Below are 18,693 nucleotides of genomic sequence, written 5' to 3' on the forward strand. Positions count from 1 at the left end.
TGTCTCCCCTCTTGTGCGCCTGCGGCGCGCAGCCGCATCGTTTCTCTTGCTTTGCCAAAGCACCGGCGGAAACCGCACGCCCTACGTCGTGCAGCCGCAATGTTTCCGCCGCTTTGGAAAAGCGTGTTTTACCAGTTGTCCGAACCGTCGTCCGGGATGACCGCCTTCATGCCGGTGATCGCCACTTCGATCATCGAGTCGTCCGGCTCAAACACGGTCAGGTGCTGGATCATCAGGCCCGGCCAGCGCAGCGCGCGCGAGATCAGGCTTTCCGACCGCCCCGCATAGCGGTTGAACTCATAGCTGATGCCGACGACGAGCGGCAGCAGGATCAGATGCGCCAGCATGCGCAGAAACGGGTTGGTGATATCGATGATGGAAAACACGATCGACGAGACGATCGTCGCAATGATGATGAGCACAAACATAAAGCTGGTGCCGCAGCGGGGGTGATACTTTTTCTGACGGCGCACGTTTTCCACCGTCAGCTCCTCCCCTGCCTCATAGCAGAAAATGGTCTTGTGTTCCGCGCCGTGGTATTCAAACGTGCGGCGGATGTCCTTCATATGCGACACCGACCACATGAACAGCAGGAAGATGATGACGCGCACGACGCCTTCGAGCACGTTGCGCGCCAGCACGCCCCAGCTTTTCGGCACGAAGCCGCCGAGAAAGCTCGGCAGCAGCAGGAACAGCGCCACCGGCAGCGCGATGCCGATCACGGTCGAGATGCCGAGGATGAATTTGTCCAGCCCTTCCGAGCCGAACTTTTTCTCCACCCACAGCTCGAACTTGGAGGGCGGCACGTCGGCTTCCTCATCCTCAAAAAAGGACGCCGAGTAGTTGATGGCCTGAATACCGTCCTTGAGCGCCATAAACAGGCCGTAGGCGCCGCGGAAGATGGGTTTTTTCCAGAGAGCGGACGGCTGGTGCGCGTCCTCCTCCTTGACGACCAGCTCACCGCCGGCCTTGCGCACGACGGTGCAGGTCTTTTTGGGGCCTTTCATGACGATGCCCTCAATGATGGCCTGCCCGCCGATGGTGGTTTTCTTTTGCGTTGTCATGGGTTATCTCCTTCGGGGGTATAGGGATTGTCCGGGATTTTGGGGATCGCGCCCGTGATGCCGAGCGCTTCCTCGGCCTCGGCGGCCGGCAGCGTGACGGTCACGGTCGTGCCCGCGCCCAGCGTGGACGCGATATCCAGCGTGCCGCCGTGCAGGGATACGATCTCGTCGGTCACGGCAAGGCCGATGCCGCTGCCGCGCTGCTTGGACGAACCCTTGTAAAATTTCTCTTTGACGAACGGCAGCTCGGCCTCGGGAATGCCCTGGCCGTAGTCACGCACACTTGCTACCACCTTGCCGCCGTCGCGCCGCAGAGTGATGTCGATTTTCTTGCCGTCGCCGCCGTATTTCGCGGCGTTGTCGAGGATGTTGAGGAACACCTGCTTCATGCGGTGCCGGTCGCCGTTAATGTAATAGTTGGCGTCCACGTCCTCGTCATAATTCAGTTTGATGCCGCTTTTGTGCAGCAGGTTTTCATACATGTAAACCGCTTCGTACAGCTCGATCGACAGGTCGAACAGCTCGACCTCGAGCTTCATGCGGCCGGATTCGATGCGGGCAAAGTCCAGCAGCTCCTCGACCATACGGGTCAGGCGGTTGGACTCCTTCTGGATGATGGTCAGGCCCTGCATGACCTCTTCCGGGTCCTCGCCGCCGCCGGCGAGCAGTGTTTCGCTCCAGCCGCCGATCGCGGTCAGCGGGGTACGCAGCTCGTGCGACACCGAGGAAATAAAGTCGTTCTTCATACGCTCGGCGCGGCTGATCTCATCCGACATATAGTTGATCGTGTCGCACAGCTCGCCGATCTCGTCGTCATAGGTCTTTTGCAGCCGCACGCCGTAACGGCCCGCCGCAATTTCCTTGGCAATCGAGTTGATCTTGAGCACGGGATCGACGATCGACTTGACAAAATAGCTGTTGGACGCGACGACCAGCACGAGGAAGATCAGGCAGGCCAGCAGGCCGATGCCGATGATGATCCAGATCTGCCGCTCGACGATGCGCAGCGAGGTGATAAACCGCACGCCGCCGATCAAATCGCCGCGCGAGGACAGCAGCGGCGCGGTCACGCTCATCACGCGCTCGCCCGAGAGCGGATCGCGGCCGGTGTAGATCGACGTTTTCTGCGTGGAAAGCGCCTGCGTGGCGTCCTCGGTCGAGGCCATGCCGCCGCCCGACAGGCCGGAGGTGGACAGCAGGATGCGGCCGGTCGAGTCGAGGAACTGCTCTTCGAGCTTGTCCTGCTCCTGGAAGGTCGCGACGGTCGATTCCGCCTGCGTGTAAAACTGGTCGTAGGTCTCGGTAAAGTACTTGCGGAAGGTATCCGCCGCCGTGGTGGCGCGCGAGACCAGATTGTCGCGCACGGTTGCATAATAATAGCCCGATATGCCGACCGAGATCAGGATCATCACGACCGCAAGGATGACCAGCACGAACGAGAGCGAGTTCATCATCCAGCGGCCTTTGATGCCGCCCGGAGAGTGCAGCACCTTGGGCACGGCCGGCTGCGGCGGCACTTCAGGCTTTTTCTTTTGTCTGTGATAGTTCATATTCGGGGGCCTTTCTGCAAAATGCCGGTTTCAACGCGGCAAAAAGCCGCGGGAAGGCCAAATCAGCCTTCCCACATGTAGCCGTAGCCGCGCACGGTGACGATGTGCGTCGGGTCGGCCGGATCGTCCTCAATCTTGATGCGCAGACGGCGGATGTTGACGTCCACGATCTTGAGCTCGCCCACATAGTGATGGCCCCACACCATCTCGAGCAGTTCGTCGCGCGAAAGCGCCTTGCCGATGTTCTCCATAAACGCCTTCAAGAGGCCGTATTCGATCTGCGTCAGCTCGATCTTGATGCCGTTCTTGAGCACCTCGCGCGCGCGCAGGTTGAGCTTGAACGGGCCGGACTTGATGACGTCCTCCTCCGAGAAGGGCGAACCGGACACGCGGCGATACAGGGCGTCCACGCGCGCGGCCAGCTCAATGACCGAGAACGGCTTGGTGACATAATCGTCCGCGCCGTTCATCAGACCGGTGACCTTGTCCGCTTCCTGCGTGCGGGCGGTCAGCATGATGACACCCGCGGCATAGCCCGCGGCGCGCATCGCGCGGCAGACCTCATAGCCGTCAATGCCGGGCAGCATGACGTCCAGCACCGCGACCGCGATATCCTGATTGGCATGGTATTTTTCCAGCGCCTGTTCGCCGGTTTCCGCCTCTATCACTTCATAACCGCTGCGCTTGAGGTTGAGCACCAAAAACGAGCGGATATTCTCTTCATCTTCCAATACCAGTATCTTACGCTTCATGGATAGTCCTCCTTTTATTCCAAACAATCAGTTATTCCAATCCTGTTTGACGAGCGAGAAGCGGTTTTTGATCTCCTCGCCGCTGATTTGCAGCGAGCTGTCCTCCGCCTCGTCCGCGACGCGGGCAAAATACACCGCCTGCGCCGTCTGACCGAGCTGCAGCAGGTCGGTGCGGCCGGCATAGTAATCCCGGTTGGAGCCGGTGGCGCAATAGATGGTGAACAGCGGGATATGGCCGCCTCTGCCGACATATTCGGAAAACGTGACCGCGCTCAGGCCGCTGTCGGCCGATTTGGTCGCGGTGATGCGATCGTGCCAGGTCGGGTCGATGACCAGGCTCCACGCATCCGAGATATTCTGATAGGTCGTCATCACCAATGTGGGCGGCTCGTTTACGCTGTACGCGTACCAGTCGAGCATGAACACCGCATCGGACGACGCGGCGTCGGTATAGCCCGCCATGAGCACAGCACGCGGCAATTCGGTCACGCCGTCGCCGTTGACGTCGGACGCATAGACCGACACCGGGCGATAGGTGCTGCGCGAAATGGAATCCTCGCCGTCAAGCGCCAGATTGACCAGCGTCTGATCGGCAAACACAAAGATATCGGTCGTCAGACCCACGCCGCTTGCCATTTTTTCCTCGGCGAACACCGCCGTATAATCATTCAGCACATGACCGGTCTGCATGCGTTCCACCGAAACCGTTTCCGCACTCGTGGCCGCTTCGCCCACCATGGTCAGGCTGCCGCTGCGATACTGGTACAGCCGCGCCACGCGCTTGCCTTCGGGCGCGGTGGTCATCAGCAGCAGATCCTTCGCGCCGTCGCCGGTCATATCGACCAGATCCATGGCGGAATACTCGGTCTCGAGCAGCACGCCGGGCGCGCAGTCATTGGAAAAATCGCACATGGTCAGTGCACCCGTGCCGTCCGCGGACAGCCGCCAGGAAATCACCATGCCGCGCCGTCCGTCGGGCGTGATGACCGGATAATCGACCGACTGGATGGCCGTGCCCGTGCCCTCGATCGAGCCGGTGCAGACGTAGCGGTCGTCCTGCTTGCGGTAAACATATACCTTGAACTCATTGCTGGTTGCCGAGGACGAACCGCGGAAAAAGGAGATGGCTTCCTCCACGCCGTCGTTATCCAGATCGATCAGCTGGATGGAAGAGCGGTTTTCCCCTTCCACCGGCGCGGTGTAGGAGATGCCGGAAGCGATCAGCTCTTCCAGTTCAGCCTGCAATGTTTGATAGTTGGTTGACGGCTTGGGCGCCGCCAGAAGATCGTCGCCAGACGGGAACGTACAGCCGCTGAGCACCAGAAAAGCCAGCAGTACGGAAAGCATACGAATCGGTTTCATGGATTTCTCCCATTCATTCTACTGCAACAGATATACAAATTCAGTATAGCACAAAACGGTTTGCTTTGGTACTGGGAATTGCATAATTTTTAAGCGTATTGCTTTTCTTTTGCGGCAAAAGGAGGAGTCCCGGCAGCCTGTTCTGCGGATTGACAAATCCGCGTAAAGTGGGTATACTGAGGATACCTTTGTTTCATCTTTCTATTTTCTATGCGGGTATGGCGGAATTGGCAGACGTGCAGGATTTAGGTTCCTGTGCCGCAAGGCGTGTGGGTTCGACCCCCACTACCCGTACCACGTTGGAGCGGACGGCGCTCCCTTTACAAAGCCCGGCTTTCGGCCGGGCTTTCATACTGTTTTTTCCGGTCCGGATGCATCGTTTTGATGGGTCCGGATTTGTTTTTTTGCGCGGAATACGCTATACTGAAAGCACTACCGGCAGCGGCGGCCCGGCCGCCCTGTCCGTCCGGGAGGAAACAGCCATGGAATTACGGGAATATTTTCCCTTTTGGGATGAGATCAGTGAAGAACAGCGCGCGCGCTTGCAGCAGGCCGCTCTGCCCGCACATTTTGCGCGCGGCGAAACGCTGCATGAGGGCGGCGTGTGCACCGGCCTGATCATTGTCGTGCGCGGCCGCATCCGCGCCTATACCCTGTCCGCCGAGGGCAAGGAGCTGACGCTGTACCGTCTGCTCGAACGCGATATCTGCCTGCTGTCCGCGTCCTGCATCATGCGCGGACTGGATTTTGACGTTACGCTGACCGCCGAGACCGACTGCGACGTGCTGGTCATCCCGGCGGAGGCATACCAGAGCGTGATGCAGCAGTCCGCTGCGGTCGCGGGCTTCACCAACGAGCTGATGGCCGCGCGGTTTTCCGACGTGATGTGGCTGATGGACCAGCTGCTCAACCACAAGCTGGACAGCCGGCTTGCGGCCTTTCTGCTGGAAGAGCGCACGCTCGAAGGCACGGACACGATCTCGCTGACGCATGAGCGCATCGCGTCCCACCTCGGCAGCGCGCGTGAGGTGGTCACGCGCATGCTCAAGTATTTCCAGAGCGAAGGGCTGGTGCGGCTCGAGCGCGGCAGCGTGACGCTGACCGACCCCGACCGGCTGCGCGCCCTCGCGGGCGACAGCCTGCGCTGAGAAAGGGGTTTCGCCATGCCGAAAACCATCCTGTGTCTGGGCGACTCCAACACCTGGGGCTATGACCCGCGCGGCGCATTCGGCGGCCGCTATCCGGCGGACGTGCGCTGGACGGCGCGGCTTGCGCAGTCCGGCGCGTGGGTTATCCACAACCTTGGGGAAAACGGGCGGGAAATCCCGCTCACGCCCTTCGCGCTCGACCTGATCGCGCGCCAGATCGACGCGCTGCGGCCAATCGACGGCATTTGCGTGCTGCTTGGCGCAAACGACCTGCTGTGCGGCGCAGCGCCCACGCAGGCGGCGGCGCGCATGGAGCGCCTGCTGGACCGGCTGGCGGATTTCCGTGTTCCTGTATTGCTGCTTGCGCCGCCGCGCTTTGCGCCCGGCGATTGGGTGCAGGATGCGCGTCTGATCGACGCTTCGGCGCAGCTAGCCGGTTATTACCGCACGCTCGCCGCCGACCGCGGCCTTGCGTTTGCCGACGCGGGCGCATGGGACATTCTGCTCTGTTTTGACGGCGTGCACTTCACCGAAGAGGGGCACCGGCGGTTTGCGGCGCAGGCGCAGGCAGCTTTTACACAAGCCTTTGGCGCATAAAAAAAGGACGGCTTTCGCCGTCTTTTTTTAGTTGTCCTGCGCCGCAATTTCCCACAGATACAGTCCGGCGACCGTCGCATAAGGCGCATACCGTGCGCGATAAACCGCAAACTGTTCGCGCGTCAGCTCGTCCAACCCGTACAGGCGGCAGATGCCCTTGCGGATGCCGAAATCGTCAAACGCGAGCACGTCCGGCCGCTCGAGCGAGAAGATCAGCAGCATTTCGGCCGTCCAGCGGCCGACGCCGGGCAGCGCGGTCAGAGTGCGGATGATCTCTTCGTCGGATTTTTCCACAAGGCTGTGGATAGGCAGCGTTCCGTCCTGCACGGCGCGCGCCGCTGCCAGCATATAACCTGCCTTTCGTCCGGATAAGCCGCAGGCGCGCAGGTCATCTTCCCCTGCCGCCAGCACGGCCGCAGGCGTGATTTCGCCCAGCCGGTCGCACAGCCGCGCCCACACGGTCGCAAGCGCCTTGCCCGAGATCTGCTGCCCGGCGATCGAGTTGATGAGCGCGGCAAACAGGTCGGGGATCACGACGCGGTCGATGTGCCCGATGCGCGCGATCGCATCGCCCAGCACCGGGTCGCGCGCCGCCAGATAATCGGTCTCAGTCGATCCGTACCAGAAAAATTGCTGTTTCATGTGAAACACCTCACAAAAAAGGGCGGGATTGTATCCCGCCCTAAGTTTATAAAATTTTCTTCAGACGATGTAATGATTCACGCGCGGCAGCGCGTATTGTTCAGCCGCTCTGTGAGCGGCATCGGAAAGTCGAGCTCTGCCCGACTTTTCGATACGTCTGATTCGATCGAAAGCGTGGTTTCGATCGAGTGTTTACGCGTTCTTCTTGGCCTGTGCCTTCTGCTCAAAACGCTCCTTGCTGACGATGGCGCGCTGATGCGTGCCCTCGCCGATCAGGCCAGCTTCGTCGTAGGCCGCGACCTTGAAGGTCAGCATCTTGCCGTTCGGCGCAATCTCGGTCAGCTCGGTCTCGACGCGCACTTCCATGCCTTCGGGCGTGGCGGCGACATGGCTGACGTTGACCAGCGTGCCGACCGTGGTCTTACCCTCTTCCAGATAGGGCGCAACGCTGCCCGCTGCGGTGTTTTCGATTGCTGCGATCATCATGGGCGTGGCGAAAACCGACACCAGACCGCTGCCGACGTTGCAGGCCAGCTTATCGTTTGTTACGACGAACTTCTGCTCGCCCTTGATACCAATTTCCATATTTTTACTTTTCCTTTCTGCGGATCTCGGTCATGCCGCCCATGTACGGCTGGAGCACCTTCGGGATGGCAACCGAGCCGTCCTCACGCAGGTTGTTTTCCAGGAAGGCGATCAGCATGCGCGGGGGCGCAACGACCGTGTTGTTCAGCGTGTGCGCGAAGTACAGTTCCTTCGGGTTTTCCTTGCTGCGCACGCGGATGCCCAGACGGCGCGCCTGTGCGTCGCCCAGGTTGGAGCACGAGCCGACCTCGAAGTACTTCTTCTGGCGCGGCGACCATGCCTCTACGTCGCAGGACTTGACCTTCAGGTCAGCCAGATCGCCCGAGCAGCACTCGAGCGTGCGCACCGGAATATCCAGCGTGCGGAAGAAATCAACCGTGTTGTTCCAGAGTTTATCATACCACATCTTGGAATCTTCCGGCTTGCAGACGACAACCATCTCCTGCTTCTCGAACTGATGGATGCGGTACACGCCGCGCTCCTCAATGCCATGCGCGCCGACTTCCTTGCGGAAGCAGGGCGAATAGCTGGTCAGGGTCTGCGGCAGGGTGTCCTCATCGTTGATGGTGTCGATGAACTTGCCGATCATCGAGTGCTCGGAGGTGCCGATCAGGTACAGGTCCTCGCCCTCGATCTTGTACATCATGTTCTCCATTTCCTTGAAGGACATAACGCCCTTAACCACATCGCCATGGATCATGAACGGCGGGATATAGTAGGTGAAGCCACGGTCGATCATGAAGTCACGCGCATAGGACAGGATGGACGAATGCAGGCGTGCGATGTCGCCCTTGAGGTAGTAGAAGCCGTTGCCCGAGGTGCGGCGCGCAGCGTCCAGATCGATGCCGTCAAACGACTCCATGATGTCAACGTGATACGGAATTTCATAATCCGGAACGTACGGATCGCCGAACTTCTCCAGCTCGACGTTCTCGGAATCGTCCTTGCCGATCGGAACCGAGGGGTCGATGATGTTCGGAATGACCATCATGCGGCTCTTGACCTCTTCTGCGTAGGTCTTTTCGTCCGCTTCCAGCTGCTCCATCTCGTCGGCCATGGCCTTGACCTCGGCCTTGATCTTCTCGGCCTCGTCCTTCTGACCCTTGGCCATCAGGCCGCCGATCTCCTTGGACTTCTTGTTGCGCTGCGCGCGCAGCTCGTCGCAGCGGGTCTTGGCTGCACGGTACTTGGCGTCAAACTCGATGACCTCATCGACCATCGGCAGCTTTTCGTCCTGGAACTTTTTCTTGATGTTTTCCTTGACCGCGTCCGGGTTCTGACGGACAAATTTGATATCCAGCATGTTTTTCTTCTCCTTCTATATCCTTATATTATTTTTCTTCGCTATCCTGGCTATCCATCTGCTGCTGCACGGCCTCGAACAGCTTGTTGATATCCGCATCAAAGCTGTCCTCGGTGTTGCCGAGCAGACGATCTTTGCCGTATTTCTGCACCAGTTCGTCATACGCCTGCTTGGCGTCCGACAGATTGTCCGCCAGCAGCTGCGCGTTGATGCGCGCCAGAAGCGCGTAGACATCGCGCTCTTCCATGCGCTGCTCGGTGGCGCCGACAACGTCGGTTTCCGCCAGCTCGGTATCCAGCACTTCGCGCACCTTATTAAGCGCGGCGCTCTGCGCATCGAACTGTGCCTGCAAATCTTCCACTTTTTGGGTGGCGCCCTGCGCGACCGTCTGCTGCTCGTTGAGCTGGTCGGTCAGCGTGTCGAGCTGCCGGTCGGCGCGCGCCTGCGCTACATAGCTGATCAAAATAAGTGCGATCGCCACTGAAAACAGGCCGACGATATAAAACGTCAACGTGGTGCGGCTGAGTTTTTTCTCCGGCTTGGGCTCGGGCTTTTTCTTTTCCTCCATGGCGGTTCCTCCTTATACGCGCAGGCCGCGCAGCGCTTCGATCAGGCGTTCCAGATCGTCTGCGCCGTAGTATTCCAGCGAAAGCGTACCGCTGTTTTTGCCCTGTTCGATGCTGATTTTACGGCCGAGCACGCTTTCCAGCTCTTTTTCGACCTCCGCGACATAATCCACGGAAAATCCTTCGGGCTGCGGCTTGGGTGCCGGCTTTTTGTTCAGGCGCTTGGCAAGCGATTCCGCCTGCCGCACGCTCATGCCGACCATCTGCTTGGCCGCGTCCACGCGCTTGTCCTCTTCCGCTACCGAAAGCACGGCGCGTGCATGACCGCCGGACAGCTTGCCTTCTGCAACCATGGTGCGCACCTCGTCGGGCAGCGCGAGCAAACGCAAGGCGTTTGCCACCGCCGGGCGGGATTTGACCACGCGATGGGCGACTTCTTCCTGCGTCATGCCGAACTGGCGCATCAACAGGTCATAGCCCTCGGCTTCTTCGATCGGGTTGAGGTCCTGTCGCTGCAAATTCTCGATCAGCGCCAGCTCCATGACCTCGTTTTCCTTGGCTTCCAGCACCATGGCGGGAATCTCCTTGAGTCCTGCCAGACGCGCGGCGCGCCATCGGCGCTCGCCTGCAATGATCTGGTAATAACCCGCCTTGTCACCCGGCCGCACGGTGATCGGTGTGATCACGCCGTGCAAACGGATGCTTTCTGCCAGCTCTTCCAGCGCTTCCTGGTCAAATTTTTTACGGGGCTGATTGGGGTTCGGCTCGATTTTGGACAGTGCGATCTGCGAAACGCTGTCGGTTGCCCCCGCAGCACTCAAATCGGTCGCATCCGCGCCGAACAGGTTGGACAGGCCGCCGCCCAGCCCTTTTTTGCTTGACGCCATCAGCCTCTCCCCTTTCTCTCTGACTTTCTCAGTATTTCATCCGCGAGAGACAAATATGCCTCCGCACCGCGGCACATCCGGTCGTAATCCGTAATCGGCTTGCCGTGGCTGGGCGCTTCGCTCAGGCGCACATTGCGCGGCACGACCGACGAGAACACTTCGCCCGGGAAGTGCTTTTTGACTTCCTCGACCACCTGAATGGACAGGTTGGTGCGGCCGTCAAACATGGTCAGCAGCACGCCTTCCAGCTCGAGCGACGGATTCATGGACTTTTTCACCATGCGAACGGTCGTCATCAGCTGGCTCAGGCCTTCCAGCGCGTAGTATTCGCACTGGAGCGGCACCAGAAAGCTGTCGGCCGCGCACAGGCAGTTGAGCGTCAGCAGACCGAGCGACGGCGGACAATCGATGAAGATGTAGTCATAGTCGTCGCGCACGCGGTCGAGCACGCCTTTGAGACGGTTTTCGCGGTTGTCCATGGCGATCAGATCGAGTTCGGCGCCCGCCAGATTGACATTGGCACCGATCAGATCCACCCATTTGGTGGATACGATGGCGCTTTTCACGTCCGGTTCGTCCGCCACGATCAGATCATAGATCGAGGTTTCGAGCGAGCGCGGGTCTACGCCGAAGCCCGAGGTGGCATTGCCCTGCGGATCGAAATCACACAGCAGCATGCGTTTGCCGCGTTCATAGAGCGCTGCCGCCAGATTGATGGCTGTGGTGGTTTTCCCTACGCCGCCTTTTTGGTTGGCGAACGCGATAATTTTCCCCATATCTGGTTCCCTCTTATCTTTGGTTATTTTCCTACGGGTTTCATTATATCACACCCTTGTTGGAATGCAAAGCAAATCGCTTAAATTTTCTGGTTTGTTTCACGTGAAACATCAAAAAGAGCTGCCTTGCGGCAGCTCCCCTTGCCGGGCCTTATGTTTCACGTGAAACATTGCCCTGCTGTATATAAAAATGCACTATGCGCGTGCATGCGGAATCTGGATGGTCAGTGTCAGACAATCGTCGTCCTCGGTCTGATCGACCGTCGCGCCAATGCCGGCATCCACCATCACGCCAACCGCGCGGTTGAGCGTGTTGAGGAAAAAGCGCACATCCTTAATCAAACGCACGACCTTGCGCTCACCGGTCGGCGGCGCTTCCTCCTCCTTGAGCAGCGCGTCGATGTACTGCTCCGACCGGCTGACATTCAGATCATGCTCAATGATGTACTTGGTCGCATTGATGCGGTCAACCTCATTGTCCAGCCGTAGCAGACAGCGCGCATGCCGCTCGGTCAGATTTGCGCTGCGGATCATCTCCATGTTCTGCGGCGACAGGCGCAGCAGGCGCAGCTTGTTCGCGACCGCCGACTGTGTCTTGCCGACCTTGCGCGCGGCTTCCTCCTGCGTCAGGCCGTACTGGTCGATCAGCCGCTTGAAGCCCTCCGCTTCCTCAAAGAAGTCCAGATCGCGGCGCTGCAAATTTTCCACCAGCGCGATCGCGGACGAGTCCTCATTGTCCGCCGCAATCACCAGACAGGGCACATCGTTCAGCCCTGCCACGCGTGCCGCACGCAGCCGCCGCTCCCCCGCGACCAGCTCATACCCGCCGCCCGGTGCGCGCCGCACGGTCAACGGGTTGAGCACACCGTACTGCCGGATACTCTCCGCCAGCTGCGCGATCGCCTCCGGGTCGAAATACTTGCGCGGCTGGTTGGGATTGCGCACAATATCACTCACCCGTACCCGCCGTAGCGTCCGGTCCTCTTTTCCTGTCACCAACGTCAAAACCGACATCATGTCATCTCCTCCTTGTGCTGTCAAACCGCCGGAACACCGTGTCGGTTCGTCCTTCGGTAATAGATTACCATATTATTACAGTTTGGCAAGCAAAATCGACCGCAAAACCTGCCTGTTTCGACACGCATTTGTCATTTCCTTCCAGAAATCACACATTTCCATGCATTTTCGGACAAAAAATAACCCTCTGTAATTTCCATACAGAGGGTAAACAGATTGTATTGTTTTCGACTCAAAGCGGATCGGTCTGAATTTTTTTGAAGCGGCGCGGATACTGCGCCGGCGTGTCCGCGGTCTTTTGCAGACGCACCAGCACACGCTCCACCCCGTCATGCGGCACGGTGTAGCGCAGCAGCTCGGCCGAAGGCGCGCCCAGCACGGAAAACGCATGCGACGCCGCGCGGACTTCATCCATGCAGTCGGCCGCCTTCATCGCATAGAACACGCCGCCCGTCTTGACCATCGGGATGGTCAGCTCGCTCAGCATGCGCAGATCCGCGACCGCGCGCGACACCGCAACGTCAAACGACGCGCGATGCAGCGACGCAAATTCCTCGGCGCGCGCGTGCACCGGCATGACGTTGGCAATGTCCAGCGCTTCCGCGACCTCGCGCAAAAAGTCGATGCGCTTGCGCTGCGCGTCCAGCAGCGTGAACTGCGCGCCCGGACACAGGATCGCCAGCGGCAAACCGGGAAAACCCGCACCCGTGCCGACGTCCAGCACGGTCTGCCCTTCCCGGATATACGGCGCAAGCGACGCACAGTCGAGAAAATGCCGCGTGACCACCTCGCTCGGCTCGGTGACTGCGGTCAGGTTCATCACTTTGTTTTTCTCGAGCAACAGATCGCAGTACCGCAGCAATTTATCCACAGCTTGGGGACAATCCGCGTGGATGATCTGCTGCAAGCCGGTCACCAAAAGCTCATATGCCGTCATGCCTTGTCCTCCTTCCAGCGCGTCTCGATATAAATCATCAGCGCGGTGATATCTGCGGGCGACACGCCCGAAATGCGCGCGGCCTGCCCGAAGTTCAGCGGCTTGACCTGGTTGAGCTTCTGCCGCGCTTCCAGCCGCAGCGAATCCACCTGCTCATAATCCAAATCGGTCGGCAGCGGCCGCGACTGCAATTTGCGGTACTGCTCGACGTCCTTCTGCTGGCGGTCGATGTAGCCCGCGTACTTGACGCGGATCTCGACCTGCTCGCGGATGACCGCGGGCAGCGCCGGACGGTCGGGGTCGAAGTGCGCGAGATCGGCATAGCTCAACTCGGGACGGCGCAGCAGGTCGATCAGCTTGCAGCCATCCTTGACCGGTGCGCTGTTCTTGCCCGCAAGGAACCCGTTCAGCGCGTCCGACGGTGCGATGCCGACCGCCGCGATGCGGTCGATCTCCTGCTGCACCTGCTCGTACTTGCGGCGGACTTTTTCGCCGCGCTCGGGCGGGTTGAGACCGATGCGCACGCCGATCGGCACCAGCCGTTCGTCCGCATTGTCCTGCCGCAGCAGCAGACGGTATTCCGAACGCGAGGTCATCATGCGGTACGGCTCGTTGGTGCCGCGCGTCACGAGATCGTCGATCAGCGTGCCGATGTAGCCGTCCGCACGGTCGAGGATGAGCGGCTCCTCCCCCTTGAGGGCGAGCGCCGCGTTGACGCCCGCGACCAGTCCCTGTGCGGCCGCTTCTTCATAGCCGGACGAGCCGCAGAACTGCCCCGCGCCGTACAAGCCCTTGACCTTTTTGGTCTCGAGCGTCGGGCGCAGTTCGAGCGGATCGACGCAGTCGTACTCGATCGCGTAAGCCGGGCGCATGATCTCGGCGTGCTCCAAACCCTTGACCGTATGCAGCATATCGCGCTGCACATCAAACGGCATGGAGGACGAGAAACCCTGCACATAGATTTCCTCAGTGTCCAGCCCCATCGGCTCGAGGAACAGCTGATGCCGCGGCTTGTCCGCGAAGCGCACGACCTTATCCTCGATCGACGGGCAATAGCGCGGGCCGACGCCCTCGATCTGGCCGCCGTACAGCGGCGAACGGTCGAGGTTGGCGCGGATCAGCTCATGCGTCTTGGCAGTCGTGTAGGTCAGATAGCAGACCGCGCGGTTTTCGGGCGGCCGGTCGGTCTCGAACGAGAACGGGATGATCTCCTCTTCGCCCTGCTGCAGCTCCAGCCCGGCAAAGTCGATCGAGCGGCGATGGATGCGCGGCGGTGTGCCGGTTTTGAAGCGCTGCAAGCGCAGCCCGAGCGCGCGCAGCGACTCGGTCAGCGGCTTTGCCGCCGCCATGCCGTCCGGCCCGCTCTCGCGCGTGTATTCGCCGATGATGATGCGGCCGCCGAGAAAGGTGCCCGAGGCGATGATGACGGCTTTCGCCGGATGGCGTGCGCCGATCGCGGTCACGACCGCGCTGACCGCGCCGTTTTCGGTCTCGACCGAAACGATCTCATCCTGCATCAGATACAGGTTGTCCTGCCGCTCGAGCGCGTGCTTCATATACGTCCGGTATTTGACGCGGTCGGCCTGCGCGCGCAGCGAATGCACGGCCGGGCCTTTGCCGCGGTTAAGCATGCGGTACTGGATGCAGGCCGCGTCGGCCGCACGCGCCATCTCGCCGCCCAGCGCGTCGATCTCGCGCACCAGATGGCCTTTGGCCGTGCCGCCGATGGCCGGGTTGCACGGCATGTTGCCGACGGCATCCAGATTGATCGTAAAACACGCGGTTTTCATCCCGAGACGCGCGGCGGCAAGCGCGGCCTCGATGCCCGCGTGTCCCGCGCCGACGACCACCACGTCAAATGCTTCGGCTGGAAAAACCGTCATGGATCCTCCTCCTTTTTGCTGATGACAGAGTATCCCACAAAACATGGGCTTGACAAGTGCACCTTTGTGCATACCTGTTGATAACTCTGTGTAAACTTTGGATAACTTGCACTTTTGGGCAAAAGTTTGATTCTGTTTTAGTATTATTGCAGAATGATATTACAAATAGTATATGACTTTTTCCACAGAAAAGGGCCGCTGCGCGCGGCAGGCGGCCCTTTCCATTGCGGCATCTTTCCTTATTTTCCCACACAGAAATCGCTGAAGATCCGGGAAACGACCGCTTCGGTCACGGTCTCGCCGGTGATCTCGCCCAGCGCGGCAATCGCGCCTTCGGCGTCCATCACGACCGCGTCCGGCGTCATGCCCGACTGTGCGGCATACAGCGCCGCTTCGCAGCGCTCGGCCGCGCGGGCCAGCGCCGCAGCCTGACGGGCGTTGGTGATCAGCGCGCCGTCAAACGCGCCGTCCCCCAGTCCGATCGTGCGCGGAATGAGCGCAAGCAGTTTATCCATGCCCGCGCCGGTCTTGGCCGACAGCGGGACAATGTGCAGGAAGTGTTTTTTCAGCAGCTTTTCATCCAGCTGCTGCGGCAGATCGACCTTGTTGACCACAGCGATCGCGCGGTGGCCCGCCGCACGGGCGAGCACCAGCATGTCCTCATCCCCGATCGGCTGCGAGCCGTCGAACACCGCAAGGATGAGCGAGGAAGCCGAAGCTTCCGCCATCGCACGGTCGATTCCGGCCTGTTCGATCGGGTCGGTCGTGTCGCGCAGACCGGCGGTATCCGTGATGCGCAGCAGCAGCTGGCCGACCTTGACGTTTTCCTCGATCAGGTCGCGGGTCGTGCCGGGAATATCGGTGACAATCGCGCGCTCGCGGCCGAGCAGCGCATTGAGCAGCGTACTTTTGCCCGCATTCGGACGGCCGAGGATGACGCACGGCACGCCTTCGCGCAGGATGCGGCCGCGCTCATAGCTTTCGGCCATCGCGTACAGACGGCTGGTCGTGCGGTGCAGCAAAGCGGCAGCGTCGTCAAACAGCACGGGGTCGATGTCCTCATCCGGAAAATCGACGACCGCATGAAAATGCGCCACCATGCCGATCAGCTCCTCGCGCATCTGCTGCACGGGCGAGCCGACCGCGCCCATCACCTGGGCCGCCGCGTTCTGCGCGGCTTCCGCGGTGCGGGCGGTGATCAGATCGTGCACGGCTTCCGCTTCGGAAAGCCCCAGCTTGCCGTTGAGGAAGGCCCGGCGGGTGAACTCGCCCGCCTCGGCCTGCCGCACGCCCTGCGCGAACAGCGCGTCCAGCCCCTGCTGCAGCACCGCGGTCGAACCGTGGCATTGCAGTTCCGCCATCGGCTCGCCGGTATAGGTATGCGGCGCACGGAACACCACTGCATAGCAGCAGTCGATCACCTTGCCGTTTTTATCCTGCAATGTACCGTAAACCAGCTTTTGCGTGGGCGCATCCAGCATACGCTTGCCGTTTTTCGCACGAAAAACCGCGTCCACTGCTGCAATCGCCTGCTCACCCGACACCCGAATCAGACCGATCGGCCCGCCGGCAGAAGAAATGGCGGCAATCGTATCGTTCATAGGCTTTTCCTCTTATCAGGAACGGGAGCGATAGCTGTTATCCGGTGCGATCACCACGCGGCGGCCCGGCTCGGTGCCGGTCGAATACGTCGTGACACCGTTGAAATCCTGCAAAGCGGCATGGATGATGCGGCGCTCATACGGATTCATCGGCTCGAGCGTCATCGAACGGTGGGACTTGACCACCTTCATCGCCATCTTGCGGGCGAGACGCTCCAGACTCTCCGCGCGCTTCTCGCGGTAATTTTCCGTGTTGACCGACAGGCGCACATGCTCGTCCAGCGCGTTATTGAGCACCAGCGAACCAAGATACTGAATCGCATCCAGCGTGTCGCCGCGGCGGCCGATAATCGGGCCCATATCCGGGCCGGAGATCTCCAGGCGCAGCTGGTCGCACTCGACCTGCGGCAGGGTGGCAACCGTGCCTTCCACGCCCATCTTTTCCAGCAGGCCGGTGACGAAATCGGTCGCCAACTGCTCTGCCTTTTTCATGCATTCCTCGGAAACCGGGATCAGCTCGCGCTCCTTGGGAACGGACGGGGTGATCGGGCGTTCCTCGCGCGGACGGCGGTCACGACGTCCGCTGCGTTCGCGGCGCGGACGCTCGCGGCGCGGCGGGCGCTCGATCTCGAGCTTTTCCGGTACGAAATCCGCCGGCGCGGCCTTGACCAGGCGCGGCGTATCGTCCTCATCCGTGATGGAGAGCTTCTGCGGCTTGGCGGCAGGCTTTTCCTCCTTTGCCGCAGCGGGCTTGTCCGCATGGCGCGGCTTGGACGGCTTTTCCACAGGGGTGTGGACAGGTTCCGCCTTTTTGACCGGCTCATCCGGCACCTGATAGGTCACGCGCACGCGTGCCGGCGTTGCGCCGATGCCGAGAAAGCCCTTCTTGCCGTTATCCAGTACCTCGACCGACACGTCATCCCGGTCCATGCCGAGCTGATCGAGCGCCGCCTGGATGGCAGCGTCACGGGTGTCGCCCGTGGTTTCGATAAATTTCTCCATAACTTACTTGTCCCCCTTCTTTTTCTTCGCGTTCTGGGACTGTTCCTGCTGCGCAGCTCTGTGCGCCGCGCGCTTTGCTTCCTTTTCCGCCTCGATGCGGGCCGATTCCTCGGCGTCCTTCTTTTCCTTCTTACCGCGCAGGTATCTGGTCAGCGTCAGCTCCTGCACGCAGGCAAACAGGTTGTTGAAAATCCAGTAAATGCCGATGGCGCCCGGCAGGATGAATGCAAAATACAGCGACATGAGCGGCATGATGACATTCATCATCTTCATCTGGCCGGCAGCCGCGCTGTTCTGCGTGCCCTGCATTTTCTGCATGACATAGCTGGACAGGAACGCGGTGACGCCCGACAGGATCGGGATGATCCAGATGATGCTCGGATGCGTGATGGACGGCGTCTGCGCCAGGTTCAGGCCGAGGAAGTGGAAATCAATGTTGAGCAGCTCGCCCGCGCCATTGGTGATCGCCGTCACGCTGTCCGGCCAAACGCCGCCGTTATCGGTGAACAGCTGGCCGAGCTTTTCCGCGATCGTGATCTGGCCGTAATAACCCGCGGACTCCATATTGACGCCGACCAGCGTGCCCAGCTGATTGATGACATCATCCGAAAAGCCCATCATGAACTTGAGCGGCTGCTGCACGGCATAGTACAGACCCATCATGATCGGCAGCGGGATGAACTGCGGCAGGCAGCCCGTCATCGGGTTGACGCCGTGTTTGTCGTACAGTTTCTGCGTCTCTTCGTTGAGCTTGACGCGGTTGTTGGCATACTTTTTCTGCAGCTGCTGCATCTCCGCGTTGAGTGCGGTCATGGCGAGCATGCTCTTTTTGCCCTTGATGGCCAGCGGAATGCAGATCAGCTTGACCAGCAGCGCAAACAGGATCACCGCAAGACCGTAGGAACCTACCGTCTTGAAGATCGCCAGCAGGATCAAACCAAGCGGTCTGACGATGACAAGTCCGAAAATTTCTCCCATATAAACCTCCGTAGGGTTGTTTTTCCTTTGTGAAACGAAATGT

At 60.3% G+C, this 18,693-nt stretch carries 18 protein-coding genes and 1 tRNA gene; 3 read left to right on the forward strand and 16 right to left on the reverse strand.

Features of this window, described 5'->3' with window-relative positions; genetic code table 11:
- Nucleotides 1–128 precede the first annotated feature (128 nt).
- The 4 genes from EJL02_RS08945 to EJL02_RS08960 all read right to left on the reverse strand — a co-directional run bounded on the left by EJL02_RS08945 (nucleotide 129) and on the right by EJL02_RS08960 (nucleotide 4,728).
- Nucleotides 129–1,064, reverse strand: coding sequence for a DUF1385 domain-containing protein (locus EJL02_RS08945; RefSeq protein WP_125116068.1), 936 nt, complete (start codon nucleotides 1,062–1,064; stop codon nucleotides 129–131).
- Nucleotides 1,061–2,614 (reverse strand): sensor histidine kinase, encoded by a 1,554-nt coding sequence (locus EJL02_RS08950; RefSeq protein ID WP_125116069.1) that lies wholly within the window; start codon nucleotides 2,612–2,614, stop codon nucleotides 1,061–1,063. Before EJL02_RS08950 ends, EJL02_RS08945 begins: the two co-directional genes overlap by 4 nt.
- A 62-nt stretch (nucleotides 2,615–2,676) precedes the next feature.
- Entirely contained in the window at nucleotides 2,677–3,366 is a 690-nt protein-coding gene (locus EJL02_RS08955) for a response regulator transcription factor (RefSeq protein WP_125116070.1), read from the reverse strand.
- Between the two features lie 27 nt (nucleotides 3,367–3,393).
- Entirely contained in the window at nucleotides 3,394–4,728 is a 1,335-nt protein-coding gene (locus EJL02_RS08960; protein ID WP_125116071.1) for a hypothetical protein, read from the reverse strand.
- Between the two features lie 212 nt (nucleotides 4,729–4,940).
- On the opposite strand from EJL02_RS08960, the gene EJL02_RS08965 reads away from it, so the two are divergent.
- The 3 genes from EJL02_RS08965 (at nucleotide 4,941) to EJL02_RS08975 (ending at nucleotide 6,473) form a co-directional block, all read left to right on the forward strand.
- Nucleotides 4,941–5,025, forward strand: a tRNA-Leu gene (locus tag EJL02_RS08965).
- Between the two features lie 185 nt (nucleotides 5,026–5,210).
- Nucleotides 5,211–5,876, forward strand: a complete 666-nt coding sequence (locus EJL02_RS08970; RefSeq protein WP_125116072.1) for a Crp/Fnr family transcriptional regulator — start codon at nucleotides 5,211–5,213, stop codon at nucleotides 5,874–5,876.
- Nucleotides 5,877–5,891: 15 nt separating this feature from the next.
- A complete protein-coding gene (locus EJL02_RS08975) occupies nucleotides 5,892–6,473 on the forward strand; it encodes a GDSL-type esterase/lipase family protein (protein WP_125116073.1) in 582 nt (193 codons plus the stop codon).
- A gap of 27 nt (nucleotides 6,474–6,500) precedes the next feature.
- On the opposite strand, the gene EJL02_RS08980 is transcribed toward EJL02_RS08975, so the two are convergent.
- From EJL02_RS08980 to EJL02_RS09035, 12 genes are all read right to left on the reverse strand, one after another.
- Nucleotides 6,501–7,115, reverse strand: a complete 615-nt coding sequence (locus EJL02_RS08980) for a DNA-3-methyladenine glycosylase family protein (RefSeq protein ID WP_125116074.1) — start codon at nucleotides 7,113–7,115, stop codon at nucleotides 6,501–6,503.
- 192 nt (nucleotides 7,116–7,307) lie between these two features.
- On the reverse strand, nucleotides 7,308–7,700 hold the full coding sequence (locus EJL02_RS08985; protein WP_125116075.1) for a thioesterase family protein: 393 nt from the start codon (nucleotides 7,698–7,700) through the stop codon (nucleotides 7,308–7,310).
- Between the two features lie 4 nt (nucleotides 7,701–7,704).
- Entirely contained in the window at nucleotides 7,705–9,003 is a 1,299-nt protein-coding gene (serS, locus tag EJL02_RS08990; RefSeq protein ID WP_125116076.1) for a serine--tRNA ligase, read from the reverse strand.
- A gap of 28 nt (nucleotides 9,004–9,031) precedes the next feature.
- The gene (locus EJL02_RS08995; protein WP_125116077.1) at nucleotides 9,032–9,571 is read right to left on the reverse strand and encodes a DUF2003 domain-containing protein; all 540 of its coding nucleotides are present in this window, start codon (nucleotides 9,569–9,571) and stop codon (nucleotides 9,032–9,034) included.
- Between the two features lie 12 nt (nucleotides 9,572–9,583).
- The gene (locus tag EJL02_RS09000; RefSeq protein ID WP_125116078.1) at nucleotides 9,584–10,456 is read right to left on the reverse strand and encodes a ParB/RepB/Spo0J family partition protein; all 873 of its coding nucleotides are present in this window, start codon (nucleotides 10,454–10,456) and stop codon (nucleotides 9,584–9,586) included.
- Nucleotides 10,456–11,232, reverse strand: a complete 777-nt coding sequence (locus tag EJL02_RS09005) for a ParA family protein (RefSeq protein ID WP_125116079.1) — start codon at nucleotides 11,230–11,232, stop codon at nucleotides 10,456–10,458. The genes EJL02_RS09000 and EJL02_RS09005 overlap by 1 nt, the downstream gene beginning before the upstream one ends.
- Before the next feature lie 195 nt (nucleotides 11,233–11,427).
- Entirely contained in the window at nucleotides 11,428–12,249 is an 822-nt protein-coding gene (locus tag EJL02_RS09010; protein WP_243114443.1) for a ParB/RepB/Spo0J family partition protein, read from the reverse strand.
- A 232-nt stretch (nucleotides 12,250–12,481) separates the two neighbouring features.
- Complete coding sequence (gene rsmG, locus EJL02_RS09015) at nucleotides 12,482–13,186, reverse strand: 16S rRNA (guanine(527)-N(7))-methyltransferase RsmG (protein ID WP_125116080.1); 705 nt, start codon at nucleotides 13,184–13,186, stop codon at nucleotides 12,482–12,484.
- Nucleotides 13,183–15,069, reverse strand: a complete 1,887-nt coding sequence (gene mnmG / locus EJL02_RS09020; protein ID WP_125116081.1) for a tRNA uridine-5-carboxymethylaminomethyl(34) synthesis enzyme MnmG — start codon at nucleotides 15,067–15,069, stop codon at nucleotides 13,183–13,185. The genes rsmG and mnmG overlap by 4 nt, the downstream gene beginning before the upstream one ends.
- A 239-nt stretch (nucleotides 15,070–15,308) precedes the next feature.
- A complete protein-coding gene (mnmE, locus tag EJL02_RS09025) occupies nucleotides 15,309–16,670 on the reverse strand; it encodes a tRNA uridine-5-carboxymethylaminomethyl(34) synthesis GTPase MnmE (protein ID WP_125116082.1) in 1,362 nt (453 codons plus the stop codon).
- Between the two features lie 15 nt (nucleotides 16,671–16,685).
- Nucleotides 16,686–17,672 (reverse strand): RNA-binding cell elongation regulator Jag/EloR, encoded by a 987-nt coding sequence (gene jag / locus EJL02_RS09030; protein WP_125116083.1) that lies wholly within the window; start codon nucleotides 17,670–17,672, stop codon nucleotides 16,686–16,688.
- Nucleotides 17,673–17,675: 3 nt separating this feature from the next.
- A complete protein-coding gene (locus EJL02_RS09035) occupies nucleotides 17,676–18,650 on the reverse strand; it encodes a YidC/Oxa1 family membrane protein insertase (protein ID WP_125116084.1) in 975 nt (324 codons plus the stop codon).
- Nucleotides 18,651–18,693 lie beyond the last annotated feature (43 nt).

Origin of the sequence: Agathobaculum sp. Marseille-P7918, assembly GCF_900625105.1 — a bacterium.
Classification (GTDB): domain Bacteria; phylum Bacillota; class Clostridia; order Oscillospirales; family Butyricicoccaceae; genus Agathobaculum.

What these genes read in the sequence shown, in the direction of transcription:
- EJL02_RS08995 (WP_125116077.1), bottom strand. Translation starts at nt 9,571, where the DNA reads ATGGAGGAAAAGAAAAAGCCCGAGCCCAAGCCGGAGAAAAAACTCAGC.
- rsmG (WP_125116080.1), bottom strand. Translation starts at nt 13,186, where the DNA reads ATGACGGCATATGAGCTTTTGGTGACCGGCTTGCAGCAGATCATCCAC.
- EJL02_RS09035 (WP_125116084.1), bottom strand. Translation starts at nt 18,650, where the DNA reads ATGGGAGAAATTTTCGGACTTGTCATCGTCAGACCGCTTGGTTTGATC.
- EJL02_RS08985 (WP_125116075.1), bottom strand. Translation starts at nt 7,700, where the DNA reads ATGGAAATTGGTATCAAGGGCGAGCAGAAGTTCGTCGTAACAAACGAT.
- EJL02_RS08960 (WP_125116071.1), bottom strand. Translation starts at nt 4,728, where the DNA reads ATGAAACCGATTCGTATGCTTTCCGTACTGCTGGCTTTTCTGGTGCTC.
- EJL02_RS08950 (WP_125116069.1), bottom strand. Translation starts at nt 2,614, where the DNA reads ATGAACTATCACAGACAAAAGAAAAAGCCTGAAGTGCCGCCGCAGCCG.
- EJL02_RS09010 (WP_243114443.1), bottom strand. Translation starts at nt 12,249, where the DNA reads ATGATGTCGGTTTTGACGTTGGTGACAGGAAAAGAGGACCGGACGCTA.
- EJL02_RS09000 (WP_125116078.1), bottom strand. Translation starts at nt 10,456, where the DNA reads ATGGCGTCAAGCAAAAAAGGGCTGGGCGGCGGCCTGTCCAACCTGTTC.
- EJL02_RS08970 (WP_125116072.1), top strand. Translation starts at nt 5,211, where the DNA reads ATGGAATTACGGGAATATTTTCCCTTTTGGGATGAGATCAGTGAAGAA.
- mnmE (WP_125116082.1), bottom strand. Translation starts at nt 16,670, where the DNA reads ATGAACGATACGATTGCCGCCATTTCTTCTGCCGGCGGGCCGATCGGT.
- mnmG (WP_125116081.1), bottom strand. Translation starts at nt 15,069, where the DNA reads ATGACGGTTTTTCCAGCCGAAGCATTTGACGTGGTGGTCGTCGGCGCG.
- EJL02_RS08980 (WP_125116074.1), bottom strand. Translation starts at nt 7,115, where the DNA reads ATGAAACAGCAATTTTTCTGGTACGGATCGACTGAGACCGATTATCTG.
- EJL02_RS08945 (WP_125116068.1), bottom strand. Translation starts at nt 1,064, where the DNA reads ATGACAACGCAAAAGAAAACCACCATCGGCGGGCAGGCCATCATTGAG.
- EJL02_RS09005 (WP_125116079.1), bottom strand. Translation starts at nt 11,232, where the DNA reads ATGGGGAAAATTATCGCGTTCGCCAACCAAAAAGGCGGCGTAGGGAAA.
- EJL02_RS08975 (WP_125116073.1), top strand. Translation starts at nt 5,892, where the DNA reads ATGCCGAAAACCATCCTGTGTCTGGGCGACTCCAACACCTGGGGCTAT.
- EJL02_RS08955 (WP_125116070.1), bottom strand. Translation starts at nt 3,366, where the DNA reads ATGAAGCGTAAGATACTGGTATTGGAAGATGAAGAGAATATCCGCTCG.
- serS (WP_125116076.1), bottom strand. Translation starts at nt 9,003, where the DNA reads ATGCTGGATATCAAATTTGTCCGTCAGAACCCGGACGCGGTCAAGGAA.
- jag (WP_125116083.1), bottom strand. Translation starts at nt 17,672, where the DNA reads ATGGAGAAATTTATCGAAACCACGGGCGACACCCGTGACGCTGCCATC.